This window comes from Mesorhizobium sp. WSM4898 (assembly GCF_029625845.1).
Lineage (GTDB): Bacteria > Pseudomonadota > Alphaproteobacteria > Rhizobiales > Rhizobiaceae > Mesorhizobium.
Map to the genome: position 1 here is coordinate 647,707 of NZ_JARTVQ010000002.1, position 20,228 is coordinate 667,934.

At 62.4% G+C, this 20,228-nt stretch carries 13 protein-coding genes; 8 read left to right on the forward strand and 5 right to left on the reverse strand.

Annotated features, from left to right (window positions below; genetic code table 11):
• Window positions 1-223 precede the first annotated feature (223 nt).
• From P9228_RS10475 to P9228_RS10510, 8 genes are all read left to right on the forward strand, one after another.
• A complete protein-coding gene (locus P9228_RS10475; protein ID WP_278053320.1) occupies window positions 224-1,972 on the forward strand; it encodes a hypothetical protein in 1,749 nt (582 codons plus the stop codon).
• Window positions 1,973-2,156: 184 nt separating this feature from the next.
• A complete protein-coding gene (locus P9228_RS10480; protein ID WP_278053321.1) occupies window positions 2,157-3,377 on the forward strand; it encodes a glycosyltransferase in 1,221 nt (406 codons plus the stop codon).
• A gap of 136 nt (window positions 3,378-3,513) precedes the next feature.
• Window positions 3,514-4,878, forward strand: coding sequence for a polysaccharide biosynthesis/export family protein (locus tag P9228_RS10485; RefSeq protein WP_245299543.1), 1,365 nt, complete (start codon window positions 3,514-3,516; stop codon window positions 4,876-4,878).
• 387 nt (window positions 4,879-5,265) lie between these two features.
• The gene (locus P9228_RS10490) at window positions 5,266-7,089 is read left to right on the forward strand and encodes a type I secretion system permease/ATPase (protein ID WP_278054043.1); all 1,824 of its coding nucleotides are present in this window, start codon (window positions 5,266-5,268) and stop codon (window positions 7,087-7,089) included.
• A gap of 27 nt (window positions 7,090-7,116) precedes the next feature.
• Complete coding sequence (locus P9228_RS10495) at window positions 7,117-8,436, forward strand: HlyD family type I secretion periplasmic adaptor subunit (RefSeq protein WP_066992059.1); 1,320 nt, start codon at window positions 7,117-7,119, stop codon at window positions 8,434-8,436.
• Window positions 8,437-8,495: 59 nt separating this feature from the next.
• Window positions 8,496-9,449 carry a sulfotransferase gene (locus tag P9228_RS10500; RefSeq protein WP_278053322.1) on the forward strand — a complete coding sequence of 318 codons (954 nt, stop codon included), beginning with the start codon at window positions 8,496-8,498 and terminating at the stop codon, window positions 9,447-9,449.
• Between the two features lie 72 nt (window positions 9,450-9,521).
• On the forward strand, window positions 9,522-11,027 hold the full coding sequence (locus P9228_RS10505) for a lipopolysaccharide biosynthesis protein (RefSeq protein ID WP_245307672.1): 1,506 nt from the start codon (window positions 9,522-9,524) through the stop codon (window positions 11,025-11,027).
• Window positions 11,028-11,178: 151 nt separating this feature from the next.
• Complete coding sequence (locus P9228_RS10510; RefSeq protein ID WP_278053324.1) at window positions 11,179-15,591, forward strand: hypothetical protein; 4,413 nt, start codon at window positions 11,179-11,181, stop codon at window positions 15,589-15,591.
• 156 nt (window positions 15,592-15,747) lie between these two features.
• Here the strand turns inward: P9228_RS10510 and P9228_RS10515 are convergent, their stop codons facing one another.
• From P9228_RS10515 to P9228_RS10535, 5 genes are all read right to left on the reverse strand, one after another.
• A complete protein-coding gene (locus P9228_RS10515) occupies window positions 15,748-15,990 on the reverse strand; it encodes a hypothetical protein (protein ID WP_082980372.1) in 243 nt (80 codons plus the stop codon).
• 79 nt (window positions 15,991-16,069) lie between these two features.
• Window positions 16,070-17,071: a nucleotidyltransferase family protein gene (locus tag P9228_RS10520; protein ID WP_245433363.1), complete on the reverse strand. Its 1,002-nt coding sequence runs from the start codon at window positions 17,069-17,071 to the stop codon at window positions 16,070-16,072.
• On the reverse strand, window positions 17,062-18,210 hold the full coding sequence (locus tag P9228_RS10525) for a PqqD family protein (RefSeq protein ID WP_067320667.1): 1,149 nt from the start codon (window positions 18,208-18,210) through the stop codon (window positions 17,062-17,064). Before P9228_RS10525 ends, P9228_RS10520 begins: the two co-directional genes overlap by 10 nt.
• 158 nt (window positions 18,211-18,368) lie before the next feature.
• The gene (locus P9228_RS10530) at window positions 18,369-19,373 is read right to left on the reverse strand and encodes a hypothetical protein (RefSeq protein ID WP_278053332.1); all 1,005 of its coding nucleotides are present in this window, start codon (window positions 19,371-19,373) and stop codon (window positions 18,369-18,371) included.
• Between the two features lie 8 nt (window positions 19,374-19,381).
• Window positions 19,382-20,215, reverse strand: coding sequence for a hypothetical protein (locus tag P9228_RS10535; protein ID WP_278053334.1), 834 nt, complete (start codon window positions 20,213-20,215; stop codon window positions 19,382-19,384).
• Window positions 20,216-20,228: the final 13 nt, after the last annotated feature.

A 20,228-nucleotide genomic window follows, 5' to 3' on the forward strand; every position in this document is an offset into this window, starting at 1 on the left:
ATACTCGGCAGGGAGTGATGAGTTGGCACCCAATTCACCCTCGGTGCGGTAGCCTGCGAAGGTCACGTCAGAACCTGCGGGCCGGCACTGAGACGATTGGTCGTTCGACATCCCAGGAACACCAGCCCACCGAGGGGCTTGGACTTACCGCACGCCAGTTCCACGACGTTTCCGGCGACGACGAGCGGGTGACGCTCGCCCGCGACCAATCACGAGAAATCTCTTGCAAACACCACGCAAGTCCAAATCGGCAGCCTTCCCTCCGGCCGCGGCCGGAGACCTTCGGGATCGTCTGCAGCCGCAGCAGTATCGACGCTGGGCTACGGAGGCCAAGGCGGAGATCGTGGCGGAAACGTTGGCGCCGGGAGCGAATGTTTCAGCGTCGGCGAAGACTGTTGGCGCGGGCGCATTGGGCAGCCACTCAGGTGCAGCGCCGTATCAAACTGACGGAGACGCTCCTTTCAGGCCGATCGAAACGGCGCCGGCACTGCCGATTGCCAGCGAACTGTTTCGAGCACTCAATGAAGCTGGCGTGAGGTACGGAATTATTCAGGATCTCGCGTCCGTGCACGACGGATTTGCCGGCCGGGATGATCTGGATGTCCTTTTGGACAAGCATGACTACCCGCTCTTCTGCTCTATCGTCTGTCAATTGCACGGCCGGCGCGGCGTGAGCCTCTCCTGCTACGATAATGTCTGTGCCGGCAGAGAAGACTGGTTCCTGCCTGACTTCACGCATGGCCGCTATCTCCATCTCGACATGCATATCGGTGCCCGCGTCGGCCGGGAATTTCGCAAGCGCTATCCGGCTTTCGATTATGCGGCGATCACGCGATGGGAGGCGATTTGCGTCGACGGAGTATCGGTTCCGGTGGTCTCTCCCGAAGACGAGCTTCGAATAGCGATTGCCCGCTTCGCCTTCCGCGCCTCGGCGCTTCCATGGAGGCAATGGATCACCCTCGACGAGGGTTGGAAGCAGCACTTTGCGCGCCTGCCGTCCACGTCGGACGCGCACGGCTTGCAGGTCGTCGACTGCACGTTTGACGGCGCAAGAACGGTGCGCTGCAGGTTCCTGCAAAGCGCCGACGGCTTGGCCGCCCACCGCGGAGATCTGGCCAGGCTGCGGCGTTCGATCCGGGAAATGTGTGGTTACACGGGACGCCCCCCTATCGCCGATGCGGCGGTGCATCTCGTGCGCAAGACCTGCTATCTCGCCCTGAGATCCCTCCACCGCTTGCTGCCGGGGCGCTTTCCACCGAAGAGACGGCCCGCAGCTGGTGGATTCGTGGTGGCCTTGATAGGTCCCGATGGCATGGGCAAGAGCACTCAGGCTGCCCGGCTGAGGCAGATATTCGGGTGGAAATTCGGGTGTGCCCAAGTCTATGTCGGAACTGGCGATGGCAATGGATGGCGGCTTCGCAAGGCATTGCAGACCGTCGTCTCTCCCCATAGACGGCGCCTGAAGTCCTTGGCCCAGAACGATGGCAGCGATTCCTCCGGCCGGGCTTGGTCGAAGGGAGGACTTGTCGCTGCCGCGTTGGCGTTTTGGGCGGTTTTGATCGCGTTTGAGCGATACGCTGTGGTGAAACGCGCACATCGATGGTCGACGCGCGGCATGATCGTCATTTGCGACCGGTGGCCGCAGGCGCTCGGCAGGGGATATCTGGACGGGCCGACCATTCCCGCTCGCCTGTTCTCCGTCCCAGGCCTGTCAGTTCTCGCCCGGCTTGAGCAGCGACTCTACGAGAAGATGGCGGAACGCCGCCCACACCTCGTTTTGCACCTCGTTTCAGACTTTGCGGTCTCCGAACAGCGAAAGCCCGGGGACATCAGGAAAGAAGCGTTCGACGCGCGGCTATCGCTGATGGCGGAACTGCGGGCGAAGGACAAGGATATCCGGACCGTTGACGCCAGCGCCGGCATAGAGGCCGTCGGCCAAGAGTTGTTCAGGCATATCTGGCTGTCTCTCTGAGAGGCAAATCGGGCGGTCCAACCGCCCCGCATCATCCCCGACGTGCAGCTTTTACGCGATCGCACCGAACCACAGGCGAGCCCGGCCCGTGCCCCGAAAGCCGCGGAAGGCGCCCGGCGATACTCCCGCTCGATCCCCTCGATCTCCCGCCGCTTCGGATTTCATGTCCCTGAGGTACAAGCAAATGAAGATCGTCCATGTGATCACCAGACTGCTTCGAGCCGGCTCCGAGGAGAACACGTTGGCTTGCTGTCTCGCTCAGGCGCGGCACGGCCATGAAGTGCTGTTGGTTCACGGCGCGGAATACGACCCAAGGTTACGGGCATCCCTTGCCGGAGCCCTGCGAGTGGTGACGCTGGAAAAACTCATCAATCCGATCTCGCCATCCCGCGACGTTTCCGCCTTAAGGCAGCTCACCCGCCTTATGCGTGATTGGCGGCCCGACATCGTGCACACCCATCAAAGCAAAGCCGGCATTGTCGGCCGCCTCGCTGCCAAGGAAGCCAATATCCCCGGCATCATACACGGTGTCCACATCTTGCCTTTCGTGCATGTCGGCCGCGGGCAGAGGCTGGTGTTCCTGGCCGCCGAACGCCTGGCCGCGAGGTTCACGCGCGCTTTCATCGATGTCAGTCAGGCTATGCGCGACATCTGCATCGCCAATCATCTGGGCAGCCCCGATCAGCACCATGTCGTCCATTCCGGCTTCGATCTGGCACGCTTCGCGAACGCGCGGTGGCCGCAAGATCCGCATCTGCTCCTGGGGACGGCTGCCGGGGAGCCAAAGCCGCCGGTGGTCCTGATGTTGGCCGCGCTGGAACCGAGAAAACGCCACGTCGAGTTCATTGAGGCATTCGGCAAAGTCGTTGACCGAGTTCCAAACGTGCGACTGCTCCTCGCCGGTGACGGACCGGCGCGTTCGGACATTGAATCGGCGATTGAACGATCCCGGTTCGCAAACAACATTCGCATGATCGGCTACCATAGCGCGCCCGAACGACTGATCAGCCTGGCGGACGTGTGCGTACTGACCTCGATGCGAGAGGGACTGCCTCGCGTCATGATGCAGTATTTGGCCGGCGGTCGAGCCAGCGTGGTCTCGCATTTGCCCGGCGTGGAAGAGGTTGTCCGCCACGGCGTGAACGGAATTGTGACGCCGGCCGAGGATGTGGGCGCCGCGGCGGCGGCTGTCGCCGGTCTTCTCGAGAACCAGCAGCACCGCACTCAACTGGCCGACGGCGCGAAACGCACCGACCTGTCGTCCTGGGGGCTGGACGCCATGTGCGAAAGCGTCGAGCAGATTTATCAATCCGTGCTGGAGCCCGCCCCTTCGGCCGCGAGGCCAAACGAGGCAAGAATTCGCGACCGCCTCGCCGGGCAAACCTTCGGGCTGCACGGATTTTGATCAGCCTTTGCTGCTCCGATGGAGTTCGCAATGCAGGCTTACTTCTCGAACCATACGAAGAACCTCCTGTCACGCGCCCGCCGGCGAATGTCGGCGGGTCTCGATGGCAGCAGGCTAGACAACCGGAGTACCGACGATGCGTATGCGTGTTGACCAGCAATTTCCTTCCAAGCCTCTGCGCATGAAGGACTGGTGCCGACGGCTAATTTCCAACTTCGAACCCGCGGTCGGCAGCATGCTCGCAATGATCGGTGGGCTTGCCGTTGCCATTGTACTGCTCACCGCAAGTGCCTCCCGCGCGGATGGATACACCTTCGACACCGGTGACATCCTGCGTGTGTCCGTGATCGGCGAACAATCCTATCCGCTGGAGGTCGTGGTCGATGATCGGGGCTCGATCTCACTGCCAATGTTGGGTGATATCAAAGCGCGCGGCCTGACCACCGTTGCCCTCTCGCAAGCCATCCAGCAAGCATTTCAGCAGCAGAAGCTGATCCTCCAGCCGTTCGTGAAAGTGGAGATCGGACAATACCGGCCATTTTTTATCTCCGGAACGGTGGCCCACCCTGGATCCTATCCGTTTCAACCCGGAATAACGGTTCGCCATGCACTCGCCATAGCAGGCGGGTTTCGCGCCAGCGCTGTGGGCAACACGGAGCCGGCCCTGGAAATAGCTGATCTGCGAAGCGCGCGCTCAAACCTGGCGCTTGAAGAATATCGACTGAAGGTCCGTCTTGCCCGGCTTCAGGCGGAAAGTCGACTGGAAAAGTCCTTCGTCGCTCCTCCCGATTCGCCCGTCGAGTTTGGCGGGCAATTGATTGACGGCATCATCGCGTCCGAACAGCAGCAGCTGGACGCCCGCCTTGCCGCGTATCGGGATGACGTTTCCTACCTGGAGGCCTCGCTGGATCGGGCGAAGAAGGAAGCGGCCATGCTAGCCGCGGCCAGAGAAGAACGTGAAAAGACCGCGAACATCCAACTGCAAGAACTGCAGTCTGCCCGGTCTCTGCGGGAAAAGGGTTTGATAACGAACTCGAATGTGTTGACGGCGGAACGAGCACATACCAGCTATCGGGCTGAACTGGCGCAGACGGAATTGCAGCAGGAACAGGCGCAGCAGGCGATGCTGAACGCTGAAAGCGAGCTGCGAAAGAAGCACCAAAGTCACGAAATGGAATTGATCGGCCAGACCCAGGACGCGCAAGTTGAGCTCGGAAAAATCCAAAGTCAAATCAGATACGTGGCCGACAAGCTTCTCTTTATCTTCACTTACGGCGAACAGAGAACCTTCGACGACCTGCAGGGCTCGGTGAGGATTTCCATCTTCAGGCGCGACCAGAAGATCGCCCACGACATCGTCGCCGATCAAAACACGGAAGTGAGAGCCGGCGACGTCATCGAGGTTTCCGTCGTGGCCAACAAGGGGTTCTACGCTCCGGACTCTGGTATCTCTCCCAAAGTGCAAAATCCGGCCGTCCAGCGCAGCATGGTCGGCCAATAGAGCAGCAGATATCTTCGGAATTTTGACGTGATCTTTGGCACAGCATTGACGGCCTTTGGAGCGCGTCCCCGCCGGGCGAATTTCCATGCCAAGACGAAGCAGCGGCCGCCAAAGCGCCCCCGCACAACTGCGCGCCGCAAGAAGTCGAGCAAGGCCCCGCGCCGCCGCCTCATCGTCCGACTTCCCGCTGCAATCCTGCTCCTCCTCGCCGCCGCGCTTGCGGGTGCGGAGTTTCTGCCACGCTTTGTTGATCTCGCCAGGGTTTCGCAGACGCGACCCTGGACGGACCTCGTGGCTGGCTGGCGCTATTTTTACGACCTGCAGGCCCTGCTGGCCGGTCCGGGCGCCCTCCAGGTTTTCGTGGCGGTCGCGGCCCTTGGTCTCCTCATGGCAGCCGTCCGCAGCGCAAGGCGGAGACGAAGAAGCGACTTGCCCGGCGCATTCGCGAACGCCGGCGCCCCGTCCTCGACCAAGGAACCGGCGCCCGGCTCCGAACTGGCCAGTGCGTTGCGCTCCTGCAAGGTAGCCTTCGCGGGCGTTGCAGTTTTCAGCGGCGTGAGCAACATCCTCATGCTGACCGGCGCAATGTTCATGTTGGAGGTCTACGACAGGGTGCTGCCGAGCCGCAGCGTCCCCACTCTGATCGCCATGGCAATACTGGCCGGCGTTCTGTTTGCCGGGCAGGCGGTCATCGACCTCGTGCGCGCCCGCATCATGAACCGGATCGGTGCTGAGTTGGACGAAGCGGTTGGGGGACGCGTATTCACCGCCGTTTCGAAATTGCCCCTGTACATCGGCCAGCAGGGAGATGGATTGCAGCCGCAACGCGATCTCGACAACATCCGTACTTTTCTGTCGAGTGCCGGGCCTGGCACCCTGTTCGATCTTCCCTGGCTGCCCTTCTATCTGGCGATCATCTGGAGCCTTCATCCGACCCTCGGGACAACCGCCGCTTGCGGCGCGTTGGTGCTGGTGACGCTGACGGTCGCCACGGAGATCCTCACACGCAGACCGATGGGCGCCGCGGTTCTAAGCAGCGTGAGGCGCAACAGCTTGGCCGAGGCCAGCCGGCGCAACGCGGAGGTGCTTCAGGCGATGGGCATGGGCAGGCGCCTGCACGACCACTGGCGCGAAGCGAGCCGCGAGCATCTTGCGCTGCAACAGCGTGTCAGCGACATCGTTGGCGGTTTCGGCAGTTTCGCTCGTGCGTTGCGACTGATGCTTCAGTCGGCGATGCTGGGTGTGGGCGCCTGGCTTGTGATCGAGGGCGAGGCGACCTCCGGGATCATCATCGCCGGCTCCATCCTTGTAGGCCGTGCGCTGGCGCCCGTCGATCTTGCCATCGCCCATTGGCGCAACTTCGTCGGGGCGCGACAGAGCTGGAGCAGGCTGAGCAAATTGCTCGCCCGGTTGCCGCAGGACGCTCAACCGATGGCGCTTCCGGTGCCCGGGTCGAAGTTGACTGTGGAGCGCATCGCGATCGGTGCGCCGGGCGCGCAACGCATCATCGTGCAAGGTGTGGAATTCAGCCTGGATGCCGGCTCGGTGCTAGGCATCATAGGACCAAGCGGTTCCGGCAAATCGAGTCTGGTTCGCGGGCTGGTCGGCGCATGGCGACCGCTGGCGGGCCGTATCAAGCTGGACGGCGCCGCTCTCGACCAGTGGTCGTCGGAGCGGCTGGGCCGCTACATAGGCTACCTTCCGCAAGACGTCGAACTGTTCGCGGGAACGGTTGCCGACAATATCGCGCGCTTCGATCCCGGGCCGGACCCGCAGGCCATTGTCGCAGCCGCCCGCGCCGCGGGCGTCCACGAGCTCATCATCGGTCTCCCCAATGGCTACGAGACGCAGATCGGAGAGGGCGGAACCGCGCTTTCAGCCGGCCAGCGTCAGCGCATTGCGCTGGCGCGCGCGCTGTATGGCGATCCGTTCCTGGTGGTCCTCGACGAACCCAACTCCAATCTCGATGCCGAGGGTGAAATGGCGCTTGCCGCTGCCATCCTCGCAATCAAGGCCCGCGGCGGCATCTTAGCGATTGTGGCGCATCGGCCGAACATTCTCAGCACAGTGGATTTCCTGCTCGTGATGAAAGAAGGCCAGACGCAGATGTTCGGCACCAGGGAAAGCGTTCTGTCGACACTCTTGCCCGCGCCACAGACCGTGACCGCAGGCCTGCAGCCGGTTTTCAAGCTCACCCCGACACCGCGTTGATGGCTGACCCGGAATGGAAATGGGGAAATGACAGCTGCCCTTTCGAACGTGTCGCTTTTGAACCGACGGTCGATCCGTCGCAATCTGCTGGGTGGCACGACCATCGTCGCATTGCTCGTCGGCGGAATGGGAGTCTGGGCCGGGACGGTGGATGTTTCGGGAGCGGTGATTTCGCACGGCACGGTGGTCGTCGACAGCAGCGAAAAGAAGGTTCAACACCCGACCGGCGGTGTGGTCGGCAAGATTTTTGTGCGCGACGGCGACCGCGTCAGGGCCGGAGACGTTCTGGTCCAGCTCAGCGACACCGTTCCGCGTGCCAGCCTGGCCTACGTGACGAAGAACCTGGATGAGCTCTATGCGCGAAAATCCCGGCTCGAGGCCGAGCGTGACGGCAGCGAGCGCATCACGCTTGCTCCGATGCTTGTCGCGAGAATGAACGATCCTGAGATAGCTGCCACGGTGGCGAGCGAACAGCGGCTGTTCGAGCTTCGTCGAACCGAGGTGTCTGGCAACAAGGCGCGCCTGCGCGAACGCATCGAGCAGTTCGGGAAGCAGATCGAAGGCTATTCGGCGCAGGAATCGGCAAAGACGAAGGAGATCAAGCTGATCAACGACGAGCTCGTCGACATACGCAGTCTTGTCGAAATGAAACTCACCCTCAAATCGAAGCTGACCGAATATGAACGTGAGGCAACGCGCATCGAGGGTGAGCGGGCGCAACTTGTGTCGAGCATTGCGCAGGCAAAGGGAGCGATCGCCGAAATCGAGCTGCAGATCCTGCAGCTGGACAAGGAGTTTTCCAGCGAGACCGGGAGCGATCTGCGCGATGTCGAGGCCAAGATCGCCGAGTTCGAGGAGCGCAAGGTCGCCGCCGAGGACCAGCTGTCGCGCATTGATATTCGCGCCCCCGCCAGCGGCACGGTCCATCAATCCGCAGTCCATACCGTTGGCGGCGTGATTGGCGCGGGGGATCCGATCATGCTGATCGTGCCCGACACCGATGCTCTCGCGGTCGAGGTAAAGGCCGCACCTCAGGACATCGATCAGCTCTCGATCGGTCAGCGCGCGCTTCTTCGCTTCACGGCTTTCAACGTCCACACCACGCCCGAAACGGAAGGTATGGTCTCCATGATCGCGGCAGACGTGACGCGCGATCAGCATACCAACGAAATCTACTACACGGTGCGCATCACCCCCGACCCCCAGGAGCTGAAGAAGCTTGGAGCGCTCTCGCTGGCGCCCGGCATGCCGGTGGAAGCGTTCGTACGGACTGGCGACCGCAAGGTGCTCTCATACCTGATGAAGCCTTTGACGGACCAGATGATGCGTGCGTTCAGAGACCAGTAGCAGCGCGTTGTCGTGCGCATCCGTGCATCCTGGTTGACCTTTAGCGATAGGGGCTTGTCATGACGACAGCAGAGTTGAAACCTCCGATTTTTCTGATTGGCAACTACCGGTCGGGCACCACCATCACGCAGAAATTGATCGGGCTGCACCCGGATGTCGTCACCTGGTACGAGCCAAAAACATTGTGGCTCTATGCCGATCCGGCGCGCCGGCATGACGAATTTGTCAAAGCCGATGCCAGCGAGAAGGTCGTGCGCTACATTCGCAACCGGTTCCTCGACTATCAGCTGCGGAACGGCAACCGGCAAATCATGGAAAATACGCCCGCCAACGTCTTGCGCGTGCCATTTATCCACCAGATATTCCCAGAAGCTATATTTCTATATATTACAAGGAATCCGTTTTCCTATATAAGCTCCATGGAACTTAAGTGGCAGCGCGCAAAAAGTTTCAAAGGTCTGCTGCGACTATTGAAAGAAACGCCGGCCACACAAGTCCATTACTACGTGGGAGACGTCGTAAAGCAGATAGTCGCCAAGAGGATACTACACAGAAAATACACGTCGATCTACGGACCGCGCTACAAGGGAATAGATCGGGATTTGCAGGAGCATCAAAAATTGACAGTGATCGCGCGCCAATGGGCGCGCGGCAATCGAATGGCCCGAGAGGATCTCGCCAGGCTGGGCGAAGGCCGCGTGCTGTCGTTTCGCTATGAGGATCTGATACAGGATCCCGAGTTGGTCTTGCGCCGTATCTATGAACATTGCGGGCTGCATTGCTCTGACGACATCCTTCGCGTGGCGAAGGAGATGATCGATCCCGGCCGCCAGCAGAAGTGGCTGCGCCTGGATGCGAACGAACTGGCGGCGATCATCCCCGAGGTGCGGGATGAGATGGGATTCTACCGCTACGAGATCCCCCCGTCCCTTCTCGTCGGGCATTGCTCGCGGCCCACGCGGGCGCCGTTGGCGTTTCAGCATGGCCATCCGAATATCCCCTCCCCCCGCTGAGCGGTTCCGGGGAGATGCATGGCCGCCCTTCTTTGGTCGGTCGAGTAAGCAAGGCGGCATGTGGAGATTGGCGTGAGCGACATCCGGCGCGGGCTGGCAAAACGCAGTGTGGTAGGCATGTTCTGGACGGGCCTGTCCATGGGCGCCTTGGCGGTTGCCGAGCTTGTCGCCCTCGTCCTCCTGGCCCGGTTGCTCTCGCCCAACGAGTTCGGTCTCTACTCCGCGGCACTGATCGTCATCAAGTTTTCGGCCATCTTCCAGGGCCTCGGCATCACGCCTGCGATCGTGCAGCGACCTGTACTGGAGGAGCGGCATCTCCGGGTCGGATATACCCTGTCGCTCTTCCTTGGGCTTACCGTAACCGCTCTGGTATGGGCGTTGGCACCCGCTATTGCCGGTCTTCTTCGCCTGCCCGAGCTCACTCCGATCGTGCGTGCGGTCTGCTTCATCTTTCTTTTCCAAGGAGCCTCCATGGTGGCGCTGGCCTCGGCCCAGCGTGCCTTGCGGTTCCGTTGGCTCGCGCTTGTCGACGCGGTCGCTTTCGCCATCGGCTACGTGGTCGTCGGTCCAGTGCTAGCTTGGCTCGGCTTCGGTATCTGGGCACTTGTCGCAGCGATCCTGGTCCAGCAGTTGTTCCGCACGATCGTGCTGCTCGTCGGCCAGCGGCACCCGATGCGGCCGTTGCTCGAGCGGAGCGCGATTTTCGAACTGCTCTATTTTGGCGGCGGCTTCACCATTGCGCGGGTCTGCAACTACCTTGCCACTCAGGTGGACAGGCTTGTCGTGGGCCGCTATCTCGGCGCCGATGCGCTCGGTGTCTACGGTTTGTCGTCCCAACTCATGACCACTCCGGCGGTGATCGTCGGCCAGGTTCTCGATCGCGTGCTGTTCCCCACCATGGCGCTGGTCCAGGAAGAGCCCGTCAGGCTTGCGCGCGCTTATCGCAGCGCGGTCGCCGGTTGCAGCCTGCTTGTCCTGCCGGCCAGCGTGGTGGTGGCGATCGTCGCACCCGAATTGGTTCGGGTCATTCTCGGACGGGGCTGGGAGGGCGTGGTCGGCCCCCTCCAGATCCTGGCGTTCAGCATGCTGTTCCGCACGAGCTACAAGCTTAGCGATTCCGTCTCGCGGGCAACCGGAACGGTTTACGCCCGGGCCTGGCGCCAGGCTGTTTTCACCGTCGGTGTCTGCATCGGAGCCTTCATAGGGCAATTCTGGGGCGTGGAAGGGGTGGCGTTCGGTGTCGGCCTGGCATTCGGGGCCAATTTCTTTCTCATGGCGCAGCTGAGTCTCCGCGTGACCGGGATGACGTGGGCAAATTTCTTCCTTGCGCACCTGCCTGGCGTCGCGCTCGCCGGCGTTGTCGGAACCGGTATCTGGGCGTTCGTGGACTGGCTTCGCGCCCTCCATCTATCGCCTCTTCCGCTGCTCATCGATACGGCATTGCTGGCCTCTGTGGGGGGCTTGCTGTTGTGCTGGCTCCTGCCGTCGCTGTTCCTTGGGCGGGAAGGCCTGTCACTGTTGCGCCTGCTCGCGGCAGTCGTGCCCGCATGGCCAAGACTGAGGCAGGCAACAGACTGATCAGCGGCGGAACTCGAGGTCAGTTCCCAGGATCACGTTCTTCACGCGCAACGACGCCATCGCCTTGCTCGATCATGGGCTCAGCCTGACGCCCGATCGGGCACCGGGAGATTCCGTCGTTGCGGAGGAAATTTACGAGAGGAGACCGACTATGGCTGAACTATTCGAAGCGCGGCTGGCGGCCGCGGGCGATGATGTCGAGGAGAAAGGTTCCGGCTCGATTTCGACCAATGTCGACGATCTGGAACTGGGCTTTGCCAGCACGACCCGCCAGACGGTCGGCCTACGCTTCACCGGCGTCGATATCCCGCAAGGCGCGATCATCACCAGCGCCTACATCCAGTTCCAGGCCAATGAGGTGAAGACCGGCGCGACCTCGCTGGTGATCAAGGGCCAGGACACCGACGACGCAAGCGCCTTCACCAGCACCAGCTTCAATGTATCGTCACGGGCAACGACCGACGCGTCGGCGACTTGGACGCCGGCCCCGTGGACCACGGTGGGCGAGCAGGCCCTGGCCGAGCGCACGCCAGACCTCACGGCTATCGTCCAGGAGATCGTCAGCCGCTCGGGCTGGGCGGCGGTCAACGATATGGCGTTCCTGATCACCGGCACCGGCACGCGCACAGCCGATTCCTACGAGTACAATCCGACCAGCGCGCCGCTGCTGCACATCGAATATGTCTTGCCCGGATCCGGAAGTCCGGTGGCCTTCAACACGCCTGCCGATGCCGATCCCACTGCCAACCAGATCGCCGAGCTCGCCGCGGCGGGAGCGCCGACCGGGATCACCGCTTCGGCCTCGGATCCCGATGCTGGGTCGACGGTCACCTACAGCATCAACGACACGCGCTTTGCCATCAATTCCAGCACCGGTGTCATCACGCGTTCGGGCACAGGCACGCTCGACTTCGAAACCCAGTCGTCCATCAATCCGACGGTGACGGCAATCTCTTCCGACGGCAGCACCGCCACCACGAGCTTCACCCTCGATGTCCTCGACAGCCCGGAGCCGATCGCGTTCAACACGCCGCCGGATGCCAACACCGCGGCCAACCAGATCGGCCAGAACGCTGCCGCCGGCACCGCCGTCGGCATCACCGCTTCGGCCACGGATCCCGATGCCGGCTCGACGGTCGCCTACACGATCGACGACACGCGGTTTGCCATCAGTTCCAGCACCGGCGTCATCACGCGATCAGGTACCGGCACGCTCAACGCCCAGTCCGAGCCGTCTGTCAACCTCACCGTCACCGCCACCTCGTCGGACGGGAGCGTCGTCACGCACCCCTTCACCGTCGCCGTCACGGCCGGCCAACAGCCTGTGGCCTTCAACACTCCGCCCGACTCCAACCCCGGTGCCAACCAGATCGCCGAGCTCGCCGCGGCGGGAGCACCGACCGGGATCACCGCTTCGGCCACCGATCCCGATGCCGGCTCGACGGTCACCTATAGCCTCAACGACACGCGCTTCGCCATTGATGCCAATACCGGCGTCATCACGCGCTCGGGCACAGGCACGCTCGACTTCGAAACCCAGTCGTCGATCGACCTGACGGTGGCGGCAACCTCTTCCGACGGCAGCACGGCCACCACGAGCTTCACCCTCGATGTCCTCGACAGCCCGGAACCGGTTGCGTTCAACACGCCGCCCGATGCCAACACCGCGGCCAACCAGATCGGCCAGAACGCTGCCGCCGGTACTGCCGTCGGCATCACCGCTTCGGCCACGGATCCCGATGCCGGCTCGACGGTCGCCTACACGATCGACGACCCGCGCTTTGCCATCAATTCCAGCACCGGCGTCATCACGCGCTCGAGCAGCGGCACGCTCAACGCCCAGTCCGAGCCGACGGTTGCGCTCACGGTCACCGCGACCTCGTCGGACGGCAGCACCAACACCCACGCCTTCAATGTTGACGTCACCGGCGGCAGCACGCCTGGGACTTTCGAGGCCAGGGTGGCGGCCGCAGGCGACGATGTCGAGGAGAAAGGTTCCGGCTCGATTTCGAGCAACGTCAGTGATCTGGAACTGGGCTTTGACGGCTCTACCCGCCAGACGGTCGGTCTCCGCTTCACCGGTATCGACATCCCGCAAGGCGCGATCATCACCAGCGCCTACATCCAGTTCCAGGCCAACGAGGTGAAGACCGGCGCGGCCTCGCTGCTGATCAAGGGCCAGGACACCGACGACGCAAGCCCCTTCACCAGCACCAGCTTCAATGTATCGTCACGGGCAACGACCGACGCGTCGACAGCTTGGACGCCGGCCCCCTGGACCACGGTGGGCGAGCACGTCCAGGCCGAGCGCACGCCAGACCTCACGGCTATCGTCCAGGAGATCGTCAGCCGCTCGGGCTGGGCAGCGCTCAACGACATGGCCTTCCTGATCACCGGCACCGGCACGCGCACCGCCGATTCCTACGAATACAATCCCGCCAGCGCGCCGCTGCTGCACATCGAATATGTCTTGCCGGGATCCGGAAGTCCGGTGGCCTTCAACACTCCGCCCGACTCCAACCCCGGCGCCAACCAGATCGCCGAGCTCGCCGCGGCGGGAGCACCCACCGGGATCACCGCTTCGGCCACCGATCCCGATGCCGGCGCGACCGTCACCTACAGCCTCAACGATGCACGCTTCGCCATTGATGCCAATACCGGCGTCATCACGCGCTCGGGCACAGGCACGCTCGACTTCGAAACCCAGTCGTCCATCAATCTGACGGTGACGGCAACCTCTTCCGACGGCAGCACCGCCACCAAGAGCTTCACCCTCGGTGTCCTCGACAGCCCGGAGCCGATCGCGTTCAACACGCCGCCGGATGCCAACTCCGGGGCCAACCAGATCGGCCAGAACGCTGCCGCCGGCACTGCCGTCGGCATCACCGCTTCGGCCACGGATCCCGATGCCGGCTCGACAGTCACCTACACGATCGACGACTCGCGCTTTGCCATCAATTCCAGCACCGGGGTCGTCACGCGCTCGGGCACCGGCACGCTCAACGCCCAGTCCGAACCGACGATCAATCTCCAGGTGACAGCGACGTCGTCCGATGGCAGCAGCGCCACGAGCACCTTCACTGTCAGCGTCACGGCCGGCCAACAGCCCGTGGCCTTCAACACTCCGCCCGACTCCAACTCCGGCGCCAACCAGATCGCCGAGCTCGCCGCGGCGGGGGCACCGACAGGGATCACCGCTTCGGCCTCGGATCCCGATGCTGGGTCGACGGTCACCTACAGCATCAACGACACGCGCTTTGCCATCAATTCCAGCACCGGTGTCATCACGCGCTCGGGCACAGGCACGCTCGACTTCGAGACCCAGTCGTCCATCAACCTGACGGTGACGGCGACCTCCTCCGACGGCAGCACCGCCAACAAGAGCTTCACCCTCGCCGTCCTCGACAGCCCCGAACCGATCGCGTTCAACACGCCGCCCGATGCCAACTCCGGGGCCAACCAGATCGGCCAGAATGCCGCCGCCGGCACTGCCGTCGGCATCACCGCCTCGGCCAAGGATCCCGATGCCGGCTCGACGGTCACCTACACGATCGACGACTCGCGCTTTGCCATCAATTCCAGCACCGGCGTCATCACGCGATCGAGCAGCGGCACGCTCAACGCTCAGTCCGAACCGACGATCGATCTCCACGTGACAGCCACCTCGTCCGACGGCAGCATCGCCACGCACACCTTCACCGTCGGCGTCACCGCCACCCAGTTGCCGACATCCGTGACCTTGGCGCACACTATTCTGACTTCGCAGTGGTCACCGCCGAGCCCCGACCCGACCGATATCGTCTATATCTCCCATCTCGGCAAGCTGCTGGTGACCGATAGTGAGGTGGAGGAGATGTCGATTTTCACCGGCAAGAATCTCTTCCAGATGAATCTGAACGGCACCCTGACGGGCACGCTCACCACCATCAATTTCTCGGATGAGCCGGCCGGGGTCACCTATAATCCGGCGAACCACCATCTCTTCTTCTCGGACGATACCGGCACGAAGAGCGTCTACGAGTTGAACCCGGGCAACGATGGGCTTTACAACACCTCCGACGATATCGTGACCTCGTTCAGGACCGCCGCGTTCGGCAGTACGGATGCGGAGAGTATTGCCTACGACACAAACCGCGGCGTGCTCTATCTCGAGGATGGCACAACCCATAGGATTTACACCATCGCTCCGGGCCAGAACGGCAGATTCGACGGCGTCCCAAGCACGGGGGGCGATGATGTCGTGACGAGTTTTTCTGAAGAGGCGCTCGGAACCCCTTCTGACGGGGGCATCGCGTATGATCCGGTCCACGACCTGCTTTATGTCATCGTGTCACGCACCTCCGTGGCAATGGTGACGCCAACCGGGGATCTGCTGGGCACGCTCGACATCTCCGCCGCCAACGCGAAAAAGCCGGCGGGACTTGCCCTGGCGCCGAGCAGCGACGATCCGAGCCACCAAATGAGCCTCTATGTCGTCGATCGCGGCGTGGACAACGACTCGAATCCGACCGAGAACGACGGCAAGATCTATGAATTCCATTTGAACGATTGGCTGCTCGCCTGATCTGACAGGGGAGCGACCGCCAACAAACAAATACCCCGACCGCGGCGTGCCGCCAGCGATCGGGGTATCAAAATTGAAGCGCGCCGCCCGGATCAATCCCCGCGCGACGCGCTTTTGGTTCTCAAGACGCTGCTTCAGCGACCCTGACGGTCAACCTTACGACTGGCCGGGAGGCCCGAGGTGAATGTGGTTTTTATCGCCCCAGCCGTTGCCCGGGCGTGTTCCTCCCGATTTGGCGATTGCTCTGGAGTTCAGGCTGGTGCCGAGCAGAACCGTTATGGCCGGTGGAGTCACCGCCGCAAAACGCCCTGCCTTCTTGAGAAAGTCCCGGCGCGCCTGAGCCTCTGAAACGAGGACTTCCTGCGTCCTTTCCGAGCGTTTCGTGCTTTCGGTTGGCATGACGATTCTCCCATGCGGGTTCCAAAGTATCACAACAGCTTATGTTTCCCGATGCCAGGATACTAGTTCACCAAAAGGCTTAGATTTTCGCGCTTGGAAGCAAAAGCGTACGAGCGATGCGCCGCGCGAAATCGGACGAGCCCCCCCTCGCCGAACCCCTGGCGCTTAGAAACCGCCGCGTTCCCCAAATCAAATTCCCGGCCAGGCGCAACGGAGCGCCGATGATCGGGTGGGTTGCCGTGAAGACGCGCCTCCAGTGCTGGAAACGGACGATCGGGCGCCGCGCGCATCTTGCCGGGATCCTGGTTCCGAAGAAGTGATGCAAGGCCAGGAGCTGGGTATCCAGGGCATTGCGGGCGCTTCGGTCCGACATGGATGCCTGCAGCGCGCTCCAGTCCACGTTCTCGGTCTCCGCCAATTGCGCCAGGTCGTGAAGGTGCCTGAGATCAATCCTTCCGCGCCAATAGTCGCCCTCCTTAAACAGGTCGTGCACGATCCAGTGCAGAGCCCGGGACTGGGCAGTAGGAATATTCACCCACAAATCGTCGTGCTGGACGAGCTTGGGAGGTTCAAAGTCGATCGCCCGGCGCGCCCGGAGTTCCAGCATTCCGGCATCCTGCTCACGCGCCATGCCTCGCTCACCTGCCACCTCGACATAGCCGAGCTCTTCAAGGCAGATTTGGGCGGCCGCCTCGTTGGCCGGCTCCACGGCCAGATCGAGGTCGCTTGTCATCCTGCTGGGAGCCTGGCCTGCCGGCGCAAGGAACAAGGGAACAGCGCCCTTGAGCAGGAGCGGAACGATGCCGCGGCGATTGAGCGCCGCAACGGCTTCGCGCAGTTGCGCACGCAAGCGCAAGTTCCGCTCCCGATTGCAGTCGTGAACGAACCGGAGATACTCGTACACGTCCTGCGGTAGCCGGTGGATCTGGCCGGCGCGCGCGAGGGAGGAGAACAAATCCGGCGTGAGCAAAGTGCGATTGGCCAGGGCGATTACGGCGTGCCAATCGGCCCGGTCGGCCGGACTGCCGCGAAGTCCGGCGATCAGAGCCTCGAGCGCGTTGCCTCTGTGTCTCACCGGCATGCCTTCGTGATCAGCTCTACTGCATCATCGAGCTTCGAATAATTCAGGCAATAGGTGCCCGCCGATCCGATGACTTCGGTCAGAGTGTCGAAGGCGCTGCCACTCAACTCTCGGCCGGGTGCGAACGCCCCGTTGAGCAGCACACGCAATGCGCTGGCCGGGTCGATCGGCTCGAGGCAAGCTTTCGCGTCGCGACCTCGACGAAGCTGGATTGCATAGCCGATTGGTATGGGAGAGGACGGCACGACCTCGCTGGGCACCGCAAACCGAACTCGCCTGCGGTCTGGCCGGCGACAAACCGGAACAGCGTCGAGATCGGGGAAGCGTTCGGCCAAAAGCGGCCATGCTCCTGCCTTGACGGCAGGCGCAAACGGCAGACCAATGCCATGTCCCCGGGAGTCCAACAGGGTCACATCGTCAGATACGAAACCGAACCCTGCATTGACCAGGGCCAGGGTCAACGTAGTCTTGCCTGCGCCCGGGTTGCCGCAAAGAAGCACGATGCGCTCATTTTTGAGAAGCGCAGCCGCGTGCAGAGCAAGTTCGTAGGCGCTGCGATCGAGGACCTCGATCAGCATTTGCCCTTTCACCATGACGGGCAGCTCGTCGGGCGCGCAGGAAAGAACCCAGTCGCCATCCCGGAACAGGTGGACCCGTCCTTCATGCTCGACCAGTTGGAACAGAATGTCGGCAGTCTCTCGTCGGACCTCGAGATGCCGGAACACGGCGACGGCGGGAAAGGCGCAGGCTGCAGGATACTCGATGCGTACGGAAAGGCCCGCGATCGCGACGACCTGGCTCACAGCCTCTCGAGCCGACACAGACGGCGGTGCGTCGGGCCGTATCAAGCTCAGCCGCTGCCAATCCCTCAGCGCGGCCTCGACATGCCTGTTTGCCTCGATCCCATCGACGCCGGCGCGCGCCATCTCGGCCGAAATGGCGCGCGGCGATGTTCCCTCTTCCAGGGAGCGCCAGATCTCGGCGGCAGTATCGTTGACGGCGAAGATGGCCCGCTGGGAAGGACTGAACAGGATATTCTGCCCCCTGACGCGTGCCAGCCGTCCCTGGGTCACAAACGTGGCCGGGATATGAGCGGTGGAGCCTGGCGGCGCCGTTCCGTTACCCGCCTCGTGATTCATCGAGTAGTCCTCTCCCCCTCTGCCGGAACGCGACGGCGGTCCAACCTATCGTTGCGAAACAGGTACGTTCAATGGGCGAAGCGACAAGCGTTTCGGCAGGAGTTCACTTCGCCCAACACAGCTAAGCAACCGAATGTTTTGCCCCCGAGTGCGACTTCTCACAGCGCTTCGTCGGAGAACCGGGCCACGTTCTGATGCGCCGCGACCCATTGCAGATGCGCCTTGTTCCAGTATTCGCGCGCGTCAGCGCCCGTCAGCACCTTGAAACCGGATGGCGGCAGCGGCAATTCCGAAGGAATTGGTTCGTCGGGCAGCCACAGCAACACGTTGTCCCGGCTTTCGATAGCCAGCCCCCAGGTTCTTTCCAGGCGACGGAGTCCACGCATGTTCACCGAAGCCAATGCGAAAACCGATCCCGTTATCCTCAGCCTGGGTGACTGATCGACGGCCTTGATCGGCGCCTGATGTGTGATTTCGCCCTTGGAGAGAAACGGGTGCATGCGAATGAGGGTTCGATCGATCTGCACTGTCTCCCCTGTCCCATCCCGCTCGTTTGAGGCAGGATCCACGCTGATCCCCGAAAAACAGCCGTCGAACAGGCAATCTTCGACAATGCCGCTGAGCAGGTAGTCGTTCTCCACCGCATCATCCCTGATTTCGCTGAGCCAGCAGCCTTTCAGGTGAAAGCCGTCGGCCCGCGCTGCGAAACGCACGCCATCCCAGCAGCGCCGCGCGCGGACGCCTTCTATTGTCGCATTGGCGGTTCCGTCCCTGACAAGCAGAGCCGCGCTGTTGCAGTAGGTGTCGCGCCAGTCGGAGGTCAGCGGCACCTGGCCGTCGAAGCGCCCTCCGATGAAATGAACGTCCGGACAGTTGCGGATGACCACCGGGTAGCGATTGACCGGCAGGTTTCCTTCGTCGCAGCCCATCATCGCGCTGGGCTCAGGATTTCTGCTGTTGGCGACTGTGAAGGAAGCATTCCGGGCGTCGATTGTCGTTCCGGCTTCGAGATCCCGAAACATTTGTTGTTCGTAGCCGTGCTCGCCCGTCAGAACGAGCTGCTTGCCCTCCGGCATCTGCCCGCCCTCCGCCTGGTACGCGCCCGGCAACAGGGCGAACACGGGAGACAGCCCAGCAAGACCCATGAATGAACGGCGGTTCATCCTCATCCTCATTGACCTGAAGAAAGGGATTGCCGATGCCGGTCGAGACAGGCCGAACGGACCGCCTCGAGAGCTCTCGAGGCCACGTCTTCGGGCGATGCGAGCCTTTCGATGTCGATGGCCGCCAGCACGCCCATGCGATCTTCCGTTCCCATTCCCCGCTCAAAGGCGGCCGCCATTTCGCGGCAGGCCCGATCCGCCGCCGACCAAAGGTCGGGATCGCTGTCCGGAGATGTCCGTTGCAGCCGCGAGGAGCGATCGCCCCTGGTCAGGAGCCGGTCTCTGGCGATGCCGGTCTCGCTGCGCAGGTGGACAAAAACCATGTCATGCAATCCGACGGCAGAAAGCATATCCAGCCAATTCTCGGATGTTTTTTTGCATCTGCTCTTCAGCAATATGGACCAGAATCCCTGCAGCAACCCCTGATCCATTATGATTATTGAATTTCTTCTTGCCCTCTCATGCTGGATAAATGCGACCAGGCTGATAAGATTCCAGACAAGCCTGATGGCATCAAGGCGCGACACTTGCCTGCTTTCGATGACGAAGCGGGCAATTCGAGCAAGCAACGAGCGAAACTCACGATCTAGCAGCCGAGGGGCGACAACGCCCATTCTGTGTATCTGCCTCTCGATGAATGTTCTTCCTTCCCACGCCACTCGCACGTCGCCTTCCAGCGGGCCGCACCGTCGCAGGCTGTTCGCCAGCAGGCCGGAGGTAGTTGTCTTTCCGACCCCGGGCAGACCAAAGAATTCGACAAATCGAATGTCTGTCCGCAGCGCGCGTGCTTCGACGCTTGGCGGGAGGCTTGCCGCCAGGTCACCAACAGTGTGCGAGGTCATTGGATTTCGGGTG

Excerpts from the sequence above, each read along its gene's own strand:
- P9228_RS10525 (WP_067320667.1), bottom strand. The coding sequence starts at position 18,210 with ATGAATCACGAGGCGGGTAACGGAACGGCGCCGCCAGGCTCCACCGCT.
- P9228_RS10495 (WP_066992059.1), top strand. The coding sequence starts at position 7,117 with ATGACAGCTGCCCTTTCGAACGTGTCGCTTTTGAACCGACGGTCGATC.
- P9228_RS10515 (WP_082980372.1), bottom strand. The coding sequence starts at position 15,990 with ATGCCAACCGAAAGCACGAAACGCTCGGAAAGGACGCAGGAAGTCCTC.
- P9228_RS10480 (WP_278053321.1), top strand. The coding sequence starts at position 2,157 with ATGAAGATCGTCCATGTGATCACCAGACTGCTTCGAGCCGGCTCCGAG.
- P9228_RS10485 (WP_245299543.1), top strand. The coding sequence starts at position 3,514 with ATGCGTATGCGTGTTGACCAGCAATTTCCTTCCAAGCCTCTGCGCATG.
- P9228_RS10535 (WP_278053334.1), bottom strand. The coding sequence starts at position 20,215 with ATGACCTCGCACACTGTTGGTGACCTGGCGGCAAGCCTCCCGCCAAGC.
- P9228_RS10520 (WP_245433363.1), bottom strand. The coding sequence starts at position 17,071 with ATGCCGGTGAGACACAGAGGCAACGCGCTCGAGGCTCTGATCGCCGGA.
- P9228_RS10510 (WP_278053324.1), top strand. The coding sequence starts at position 11,179 with ATGGCTGAACTATTCGAAGCGCGGCTGGCGGCCGCGGGCGATGATGTC.
- P9228_RS10490 (WP_278054043.1), top strand. The coding sequence starts at position 5,266 with ATGGCAGCCGTCCGCAGCGCAAGGCGGAGACGAAGAAGCGACTTGCCC.
- P9228_RS10500 (WP_278053322.1), top strand. The coding sequence starts at position 8,496 with ATGACGACAGCAGAGTTGAAACCTCCGATTTTTCTGATTGGCAACTAC.
- P9228_RS10530 (WP_278053332.1), bottom strand. The coding sequence starts at position 19,373 with ATGAACCGCCGTTCATTCATGGGTCTTGCTGGGCTGTCTCCCGTGTTC.